Here is a 9,254-nt window from a genome sequence, read left to right on the forward strand (position 1 = left end):
CACGTAGACACGCATGGCTGGCCGCTTTCGTGGTCGGTCGGTGGGTCGTGTCCGGGGCGGACGCTGCCGGAGAGGGCTTCCGGACAGGGCTTCAGAATACGTGCGCCGCGTCCCCTTTCGGGTCCCGGCCCGGGATGCCGGACGCGTCCACCCCGGGCCGGAGATTCACCCGGCTCCTCCCCGAGCGGCCGGGCTCCACGCCTTGCGGATCACCCGGATAGGTGAACATTCCGGCAGCTCCGACGCGCGGTCCGCTTCCTTGCTCCGGCCCCCTCCGTCCCCGTACAAGATCACCACCCGAAGTTACTCACCGGTATCCACCGGACCACGGAACGGGACCCCCCATGCACAAGGTCATGACCAGGACCCACCGCCGCCCGCCCACGCGCCGGGACGAGCACACCTTCGACGGCCCGGCCGACACGGGCCCCCGCCCCCGCGAGGCGGTCCCCTCCCTCACCACCGGAAACGCCGGCTCGCCACCCCTCACCCCGACCGGTCCGCCCCGCGTCCCCGGCGGCGGTCCGCCCCGCACCCCGGCAGCCGGCGGCCGCCCCCCGGCCTCCGCACGTGCCAAGCGCCCGTACACCCGCCCCGCCGACACCCGCCCGCCCACCTCCCCGGGCAGCCGCCGCCCCGCCGCCCCCGCCGCGCGCAGGGGCCCGCACGGCACCACACCGCCGTGGCCGGACGCGCCCGGCCCGGCGTCCGGGCAGACCGTCCCCCGCGTCCCCGCCCGGACTCCCCGACGGGCCCTCCCCACGGACGTCTTCGCGGACCTCCTCGTCGCCGTCCTGAGCGGCCACCGCCCCGTCCACGCGATGCTCCGCCACACCCGCGGCCGCGCCTACGACGAACTGACCTGGCTGGCCGAGCGCGGCCCTCTGCGCACCCGCGGCGCCCGCCCCGTCGTCCGGGACATCGGCTACTTCGAACCCCGCCCGGGTGCCATCGAGGCCTTCGCCCGCATCGGCGCCGGCGACCGGCTGCGCGCCATGGCCTTCCGCCTGGAACTCGGCCAGGACCTCCGCTGGCGCTGCACGGCGGTGGAACTCGGCGGCCCCCGTCCACCCCGCCCCGACGCCGACTGAGCCGCCACCACCGGCGAGGAGGACCCGCCCCACGGCGCGCCGAAGGGCCGGGCACCCTCGGGTGCCCGGCCCTTCGAAGACGCTATGGCGACGACCGCCGCGGCGGCTCGGCCACCGTCACTTCTTGCGGCGCCCCCGGCTGCGCGCCTGCTTGCGGCGCTCCGCGCGGGTCAGACCGTCGGCCTCGGACCGCACCGGCTCGCCGTCCTCGGTGAAGTCGCCCTCGATCGTGCCGCCCTCGCCGTCGACCGTCGGCGCGGAGAAGTGGAGGTTGCGCCGCTGCGGGACGTCGAGGCCCTTGGCGCGGATCTCCGGCCGGGCACCCGCCTGCGCCGGCACCGAGTCGTGCTTCTCCAGGTCGGCCACGGGCTTGGTGTCCTCGACGGGGACCTCCTCGACCTGCTGCTCGACCTGGACCTCCAGGTTGAACAGGTAGCCGACGGACTCCTCCTTGATGCCCTCCATCATCGCGGTGAACATGTCGAAGCCCTCGCGCTGGTACTCGACCAGCGGGTCCTTCTGCGCCATCGCGCGCAGGCCGATGCCCTCCTGGAGGTAGTCCATCTCGTAGAGGTGCTCGCGCCACTTGCGGTCCAGGACCGAGAGCACGACCCGGCGCTCCAGCTCACGCATGATCTCGGAGCCGAGCTGCGCCTCACGGGCCTGGTACTGCTCGTGGATGTCGTCCTTGATGGAGTCGCTGATGAACTCGGCGGTGAGCCCTGCCCGGTCGCCGGCCGCCTCCTCCAGCTCCTCGACCGTGACGCTGCACGGGTAGAGCTGCTTGAAGGCGCCCCACAGCCGGTCGAGGTCCCAGTCCTCCGGGAAGCCCTCGGCGGTCTCGGCCTGGATGTAGGCGTCGATGGTGTCGTCCATGAAGTGCTGGATCTGCTCGTGCAGGTCCTCACCCTCCAGGACGCGGCGCCGCTCGCCGTAGATGACCTCGCGCTGGCGGTTGAGGACCTCGTCGTACTTCAGGACGTTCTTGCGGGTCTCGAAGTTCTGCTGCTCGACCTGCGACTGGGCGGAGGCGATCGCGCGCGTGACCATCTTGTTCTCGATCGGCACGTCGTCCGGCACGTTCGCCATGGACATCACACGCTCGACCATCTGGGCCTTGAACAGCCGCATCAGGTCGTCGCCGAGGGAGAGGTAGAAGCGGGACTCGCCCGGGTCGCCCTGACGGCCGGAACGACCGCGCAGCTGGTTGTCGATGCGCCGCGACTCGTGCCGCTCGGTGCCCAGCACGTAGAGCCCGCCGAGCCTCTCGACCTCTTCCTTCTCCGCCTTGACGGCCTTCTCGGCCCGCTCCAGCGCCTCGGGCAGGGCTTGTGCCCACTCCTCGATGTGCTCCTCGGGGTCGAGACCGCGCTGGCGCAGCTCGGCCTCGGCGAGGTCCTCGGGGTTGCCGCCGAGCTTGATGTCCGTACCACGGCCGGCCATGTTCGTGGCGACCGTGACAGCGCCCTTGCGGCCGGCCTGGGCGACGATCTGCGCCTCACGGTCGTGCTGCTTGGCGTTGAGCACCTCGTGCTGGATGCCGCGCTTGCTGAGCTGCTGCGAGAGGTACTCGGACTTCTCGACCGAGGTGGTGCCGACGAGGATCGGCTGGCCCTTGCGGTGCTTCTCCTCGATGTCGTCGACGACCGCCTCGAACTTGGCGACCTCGGTCCGGTAGATCAGGTCCGACTGGTCCTTGCGGACCATCGGCCGGTTGGTCGGGATCGGCACCACGCCGAGCTTGTAGATCTGGTGGAACTCGGCGGCCTCGGTCATCGCCGTACCGGTCATGCCGCACAGACCGGGCTGTTCCTTGCCGTTGTGGTCGTGGCGCTTGTAGAGGCGGAAGAAGTTCTGCAGGGTGATCGTGGCGAGCGTCTGGTTCTCGTCCTTGATCGGCACCCCTTCCTTCGCCTCGATCGCCTGGTGCATGCCCTCGTTGTAACGGCGGCCGGCGAGGATACGTCCGGTGTGCTCGTCGACGATCATGACCTCGTCGTCGATGATGACGTAGTCCTTGTCCTTCTTGAACAGTTCCTTCGCCTTGATGGCGTTGTTCAGGTAGCCCACGAGCGGGGTGTTCACCGACTCGTAGAGGTTGTCGATGCCCAGCCAGTCCTCGACCTTGGCGACACCGGACTCGTGGATGGCGACCGTGCGCTTCTTCTCGTCGACGTCGTAGTCGCCGGTCTCCTCGATGCCCTTGAGCGGCTGGCCGGCCTCGCCGCGCTTGAGGCGCTTGACCAGCTTGGCGAAGTCGCCGTACCACTTGGTGGCCTGGTCGGCCGGACCGGAGATGATCAGCGGCGTACGGGCCTCGTCGATGAGGATGGAGTCGACCTCGTCGACGATGGCGAAGTTGTGGCCGCGCTGGACGAGCTCGTCCTTGGACCACGCCATGTTGTCGCGCAGGTAGTCGAAGCCGAACTCGTTGTTCGTGCCGTACGTGATGTCGCAGGCGTACTGCTCGCGGCGCTGAGCCGGCGTCATGTTGGCGAGGATGCAGCCGACGCTCAGGCCCAGGAAGCGGTGGACGCGGCCCATCATCTCGGAGTCGCGCTCGGCCAGGTAGTCGTTGACCGTGATGATGTGGACGCCCTCGCCGGACAGCGCGTTCAGATACGCCGGCAGCGTGCCGACGAGGGTCTTGCCCTCACCGGTCTTCATCTCGGCCACATACCCCATGTGCAGGGCGGCGCCGCCCATCATCTGCACGTCGTAGTGACGCTGGCCCAGGACGCGCTTGGCGGCCTCACGGACGGTGGCGAAGGCCTCGGGCAGCAGGTCGTCCAGGCTCTCACCATCGGCGTACCGCTGCTTGTACTCATCGGTGAGGGCCCGCAGCTCGGCGTCGGAGAGGTCGACGAAGTCCTCTTCGATGGAGTTGACCTGGTCCGCGATGCGGTGCAGCCTGCGCAGGATCTTGCCTTCGCCTGCACGCATGATCTTCGAGAGGACGGACACGGGGGTTGGTCTCCTTGCCGGTCGGGCCTGGGACGGTCGGTTACCACTTGACTTACTGAGCAACGGCCATCGTATGCGAGGACCCCACCGCGCCGGGAGGGCCTGCCGTGACGGCGGCCGTCCGCTGCTTCGATTTCTGATTCACGTCTGCTTCGAAGGGGACAACGTCCGTGCCCTCCGGATGGTGCCGCATCCCGCCGCCGAATTGCACCCGTCGTGATCACCCCATCACCATCGGCAAAGGGATGGCACGGCGGGCGCCCTCCGAGCAGAATCGGCCGATGGACCCCGTCACCCTCACCACGGACCGCCTCCTGCTGCGCACGGTCGGCCCCCGGGACACCGACGCGGTGTACGAGGCCTGCCAGGACCCCGACATCCGGCGCTGGACGACGATCCCCTCGCCCTATCTGCGCGAGCACGCCGAGAGCTTCACGGAACGGATCGCTCCGGACGGCTGGGCGGACGGCTCCCTGTTCACCTTCGGCGTCTTCCTCCACTCCGGCGACCTCGCGGGCATGCTCGGCCTCACGATGCGCGCCCTGGGCATGGCGGAGATCGGCTTCTGGGCCACGAAGCAGCACCGTTCCCACGGCCACATCACGGAAGCGGCGCTCACCGCCTGCCGCTGGGCGTTCGTGTCCGGCGCGATCGACCGTGTCGAATGGCGCGCGGAGGTGGGCAACCGGGCCTCGCGCGCGGTGGCGGAACGGGCGGGCTTCACGATCGAGGGCACGCTGCGCTCCGCGACGAACAACAAGGGGGTACTGCGCGACACCTGGGTCGGCTCCCTGCTCCCCTCTGACCTGGGCCTTCCGTCGACGGCGCCGTACCTGCCCGCGGCTTGCCGGCCGCGGCCACCCGTCCCCCGCCCGCAGTGAGCGGGACTCAGCAGCCCAGGCCACTCCCCACTGTCAGTCCCACCCCATATCGTGCGATCCATGACCACCCCGCGCCCCACAGCAGAGCTCTCCGCAGACGAGGCCCGCAGGATCGCCCTGCGCGCCCAAGGCTTCCTCGGCGCCCCCGACCGCCGCTCCGGCGTCCGCGGCGTCCTCCGCCACCTGGGCGCGATACAGCTCGACACGATCTCGGTCCTGGCCCGCTCCCACGAGCTCGTGCCGTACGCCCGCCTGGGCGCGGTGGGCCGGAAGACCGTGGAGGACGCCTACTGGAAGCCGGCGTCCTCCGGCACGTCCGGGGTACAGCCGCACGCCTTCGAGTACTGGTCCCACGCCGCCTGCATCCTGCCCATCGAGGAGTGGCCCCACTTCGCCTTCCGCCGCCGCGCCTACCGCAACCGCCCGCACTGGAACCACGAACTTCCCGACGGCGTCTACGACCGGGTCATCAAGCAGCTCCGCTCCGAAGGCCCCCTGACGGCCACGGAGTTGGGCGGCGCGAAGAAGACGAACGACTGGTGGGACTGGTCCGGCTCCAAGGTCGCCGTGGAACGCGCCCTGATGCACGGCGAGGTGGTGTGCGTGGAACGCCGCGGCTGGAAGCGGATCTACGACCTCGCCGAGCGCGCGATCCCGGCAGCGCTGCTGCACGACGAGCTGGACGACGCCGAGTGCCTGCGCCGCCTGGTCCGCCTCGCGGGCCGGTCCCTCGGCGTCGGCACCCGCGCGGACATCGCCGACTACCACCGCCTCAAGGGCGAGCAGGTCGACGCGGTGATCGCCGACTCGGGGCTCGTCCCGGTCACGGTCGAGGGCTGGGGCAAGCCGGCGTGGGCCGACCCGGCGGCCCTGGAGACACCCCCGCGCGGCCGGCACCGCACCACGCTCCTGTCGCCGTTCGACTCCCTGATCTGGGAGCGGGCGCGCACGGAGCGGATCTTCGGCTTCACGCACCGCCTGGAGGCCTACGTGCCCAAACCGAAGCGGGTGTACGGCTACTTCGCGATGCCGGTCCTGGCCGGCGGCCGGCTGGTCGGCCGTGTGGACCCGGCGCGAGCGGGCAGCACGCTGGTGGCCAAGCAGGTCACGCTCGACGGCCCGAAGGCGGTTCCGGCCGTCGCCCAGGCCCTGGCCGAGGCCGCGTCCTGGGTGGACTGCACGGACGTGCGCGTGGAACGGGTCGACGCACCGGACCTGCGTGAGCCGCTCGTGAGGGAGCTGACCCGCCTGACCGGCTGAGCGCACCGGCCGCCCGGCGTCAGCGGATTTCGAGGATCTTTTCCCGCATCGCGTACACCACGGCCTCCATCCTGGAGTGCAGCTGCAGCTTCTCCAGGATGTTGCGCACGTGGTTCTTCACGGTGTTCTCGGAGATGAACAACTCCTTGGCGATGTCACGGTTGTTCATCCCCGTGGCGACGAGCTTGAGGACTTCCAGCTCGCGGTCGGTCAGGCGCGGTGCGGGCACCAGGCGGCGCTCGTCGGTGCGCTGGATCATCGATTTGAACTCGGTGAGCAGTTTCGACGCCATGGACGGGCTGATCTGCGACTGCCCGTCGGCGACCGCGCGAATGGCGGTGGCCACCTCGTCCGTGGAGATCTCCTTGAGGAGATAGCCGGTCGCGCCCGCTTTGATGGCGTCGTAGAGATCGGCTTCCTCATCGCTGATCGTCAGCATGATGATCTTCGCGCTGGGGGCCACCTCCTTGATGGAGGTGCAGGCCTCGATCCCGCCCCGCTTCGGCATGCGCACGTCCATCAGGACGATGTCGGGCAGCAGGTCGGCGGCCTTCTCGACGGCTTCGGCCCCGTCACCCGCCTCCCCGACGACCTGAATGTCCTCCTCGGCCGCGAGCACGATCTCCAGGCCACGGCGGAACAGGGCGTGGTCGTCCACCACGAGGACTCTGATCGGTTCCTTGCGTGGGGTCTCCGTGTCCGGGCCCATGCCGGCGACGCCTTCGTGGGCATCCCCGTCACGCATCGGTCCGAAGCTGTCCGCCATCGTTCCTCCCCCTGAAGGCTGTGGCCTGTGGTCCTGAGCCATCGCCAACCCAGAGCAACGACCCACCGGTTGGGCCGTGGTCACCATGATTTCATGCCCGGACGGCACCGGGGTGACGGAGCGGGGCGCGAAGTGGTCGCACAGGGGTGCCCCTGGGGGCGCACACGCGCTCCAGGGGCACCCTCTCCGCTGTCACCCGGGGCGGTCAGCCGCCGAGCGCACCGCCCGCGTCCGGGGAGTGCGACTGGGTCACCATCGTGTCCGTCCTGAGGTGGATCACGCCGTAGTCGTAGGCGTGTCGTCGGTAGACGACACTCGGTTCCTTGGTCTCGGAGTCGACGAACAGGTAGAAGTCGTGGCCGACCAGCTCCATCTCGTAGAGAGCCTGGTCGAGGGTCATGGGCGCGGCGACGTGGGTCTTCTCGCGGACGACGATGGGACCGTCACCCTGTACTTCCAGCGAGCCGATCTTCTTCGTGGGGACCGCGTCCGACTCCTCCTCGGGGGCCGGCGCGAGGCCGTTTCCGTTGAGCGTCGCCACGCCCGGGACGTGGTCGGCGACCTCGGCGGCCGGGATCCGGCGCGCGCCACGGCGCGAGAACCGCTTGTCGTGCTGCCTGCGCAGCCGGGCTTCCAGCTTCTCCGCCGCCAGGTCGAGCGCCGCGTACGGATCGCTCGCCGCTGCCTCCGCCCGGATCACCGGACCGCGGGAGCGGAGCGTGATCTCCACTCGGTCGCAGCGGTCGGCCTGCCTCGGGTTGGGCTCCTTGGACACCTCGACGTCGAGGCTGATCACCTTGCCATCGAGCTTCTGGATCTTCTCCAGCTTCAGCTTCTCGGCCACGTGCTTCCGGAACCGCTCGGGCACCTCGGTCTTGCGGCCCTTGACGACGATGTCCACGCAGAACTCCGTTCCCGGATCACTCCGCTTCGGTGCGGAGCATCTCCCTTTTGCACCAGGTTCCGGTGAGCCCCGGAACCTCGGACTCGGTGACTTCCACCTCCTCCCCCGCGGGCGAGATCTCCACTCCACCGTCGCGAGTGATGAAGGAAAACCCGCGTCACGGCATTCGGATTTGAGAGGTGTGGCCTGCGGCTTTCCCTCTCAACCGAACATATCTCGCCCGGACGGATGTCGTCACCCTCTACTGCGGCGTACCTCCGTTCAGGTGAATAGGCCCTCTCATTACCTGCAACGACGCAAGATCTCGGTCAGTTCCGGTTTATTTGGAAAGAGTCCGGTGATGCCGCGACCACTGCCGCGCACACCACGTCAACCACCGGGTCGGCGTCATACGCGCCCGCCATTCCCTGCCGGCCGGGCCACCGGCCCGTCCTCTCTCGCCTTGATCCGACGTTCTGTTCCTCTCTGCTTTCCCAGCTCTCTCGTCCGTACACGGCCGCAGTGCACGCATCGTTCGAAATCGGCCCCGCCGCCGCCCCGCACGGCGACCCCGGCCCGCCGCCGGCCTCCCGCAGGGCCCGAGCGGCCTCCGACAGGGAAGCGCCCGTGGTCATCACGTCGTCGACCAGGACGACCGGTCCCGCGGTCAGCAGCCCGGCACCTCCGGACGCGACCGTCAGCGCACCGGCGAGATTGTCCATTCGCTGCCGGGAGTTGAGCCCCGACTGGTCGGCCACGGCCCGCCGGTGCCGCAGCACACCGAGCACCCGGGCCGGGACGCCGCCGCGCCGCAGGTCCGCGGCCGCCGCGAGGGCGATCCGGCGTGCCGGGTCATGTCCCCGGGCGCGCACGGCCCGCCGCCCGGACGGCACGGGCACCAGCAGCACGGGAGCCCTTCCGTCGCGCACAGCCGCCTCGGCGCCCGACCGGCACACTTCTCGGAGCGCGGCACGCACGGCGTGTGCCAGGGCCGCTCCCAGCGGGCCCGCGAGCGCCAGGGCGCCTCGCTCCTTGTGGGCCAGCAGCGTCGCCCGCACCTCGTCGGCGTACGCGGCCGCCGCGTGCACCACCGGCAGCCCGGGCGGCTCCGGGACCGGCCGCACCCGCCGTACCGCCGCCCCGTCGAGCACCGCACGGCACCGCGCGCACAGCACCGTACGCGGTGTGCCGCAGCCCCCGCACTCGCCCGGCAGCACCAGGTCGGTGAGGTCCCGCCACCACCCCCGCATGCCGACCACTCTGCCGCCCCGGCCGGGCCCCCGCCACCCCTGTGGACAACCACCTGTGGACAACGCGGGACGGTCTTCCGCCGACCCCGACGCAGGGCGATGCCGCCGGCTCCGCGCCCGGGTCGGGAGCTTGGTGACGTGCCGCCCACGGCGGTGGCG

7 protein-coding genes are annotated in these 9,254 nt (G+C 70.5%); 3 read left to right on the top strand and 4 right to left on the bottom strand.

Annotated elements, in window-relative coordinates; translation table 11 throughout:
- The first annotated feature begins 344 nt into the window (after positions 1–344).
- On the top strand, positions 345–1,091 hold the full coding sequence (locus RIN80_RS21545; RefSeq protein ID WP_375141766.1) for an Rv3235 family protein: 747 nt from the start codon (positions 345–347) through the stop codon (positions 1,089–1,091).
- A 117-nt stretch (positions 1,092–1,208) separates the two neighbouring features.
- Here RIN80_RS21545 and secA read toward each other — a convergent pair whose 3' ends face one another.
- Positions 1,209–4,055: a preprotein translocase subunit SecA gene (gene secA / locus RIN80_RS21550; RefSeq protein ID WP_309097270.1), complete on the bottom strand. Its 2,847-nt coding sequence runs from the start codon at positions 4,053–4,055 to the stop codon at positions 1,209–1,211.
- A 281-nt stretch (positions 4,056–4,336) separates the two neighbouring features.
- On the opposite strand from secA, the gene RIN80_RS21555 reads away from it, so the two are divergent.
- Positions 4,337–4,936, top strand: coding sequence for a GNAT family N-acetyltransferase (locus tag RIN80_RS21555; protein WP_309097271.1), 600 nt, complete (start codon positions 4,337–4,339; stop codon positions 4,934–4,936).
- Between the two features lie 60 nt (positions 4,937–4,996).
- Complete coding sequence (locus tag RIN80_RS21560; protein WP_309097272.1) at positions 4,997–6,196, top strand: DNA glycosylase AlkZ-like family protein; 1,200 nt, start codon at positions 4,997–4,999, stop codon at positions 6,194–6,196.
- A 19-nt stretch (positions 6,197–6,215) separates the two neighbouring features.
- Here RIN80_RS21560 and RIN80_RS21565 read toward each other — a convergent pair whose 3' ends face one another.
- From RIN80_RS21565 to RIN80_RS21575, 3 genes are all read right to left on the bottom strand, one after another.
- A complete protein-coding gene (locus RIN80_RS21565; RefSeq protein ID WP_309097273.1) occupies positions 6,216–6,962 on the bottom strand; it encodes a response regulator transcription factor in 747 nt (248 codons plus the stop codon).
- A 205-nt stretch (positions 6,963–7,167) separates the two neighbouring features.
- A complete protein-coding gene (hpf, locus tag RIN80_RS21570) occupies positions 7,168–7,863 on the bottom strand; it encodes a ribosome hibernation-promoting factor, HPF/YfiA family (protein ID WP_309097274.1) in 696 nt (231 codons plus the stop codon).
- 311 nt (positions 7,864–8,174) lie between these two features.
- Entirely contained in the window at positions 8,175–9,095 is a 921-nt protein-coding gene (locus RIN80_RS21575; RefSeq protein ID WP_309097275.1) for a ComF family protein, read from the bottom strand.
- Between the last annotated feature and the right edge of the window lie 159 nt (positions 9,096–9,254).

Origin of the sequence: Streptomyces sp., assembly GCF_031181705.1 — a bacterium.
Classification (GTDB): Bacteria; Actinomycetota; Actinomycetes; order Streptomycetales; family Streptomycetaceae; genus Streptomyces.

Coding starts and splice junctions, on each gene's coding strand:
- RIN80_RS21545 (WP_375141766.1), top strand. CDS start 345: ATGCACAAGGTCATGACCAGGACCCACCGCCGCCCGCCCACGCGCCGG.
- RIN80_RS21555 (WP_309097271.1), top strand. CDS start 4,337: ATGGACCCCGTCACCCTCACCACGGACCGCCTCCTGCTGCGCACGGTC.
- RIN80_RS21560 (WP_309097272.1), top strand. CDS start 4,997: ATGACCACCCCGCGCCCCACAGCAGAGCTCTCCGCAGACGAGGCCCGC.
- RIN80_RS21565 (WP_309097273.1), bottom strand. CDS start 6,962: ATGGCGGACAGCTTCGGACCGATGCGTGACGGGGATGCCCACGAAGGC.
- RIN80_RS21575 (WP_309097275.1), bottom strand. CDS start 9,095: ATGCGGGGGTGGTGGCGGGACCTCACCGACCTGGTGCTGCCGGGCGAG.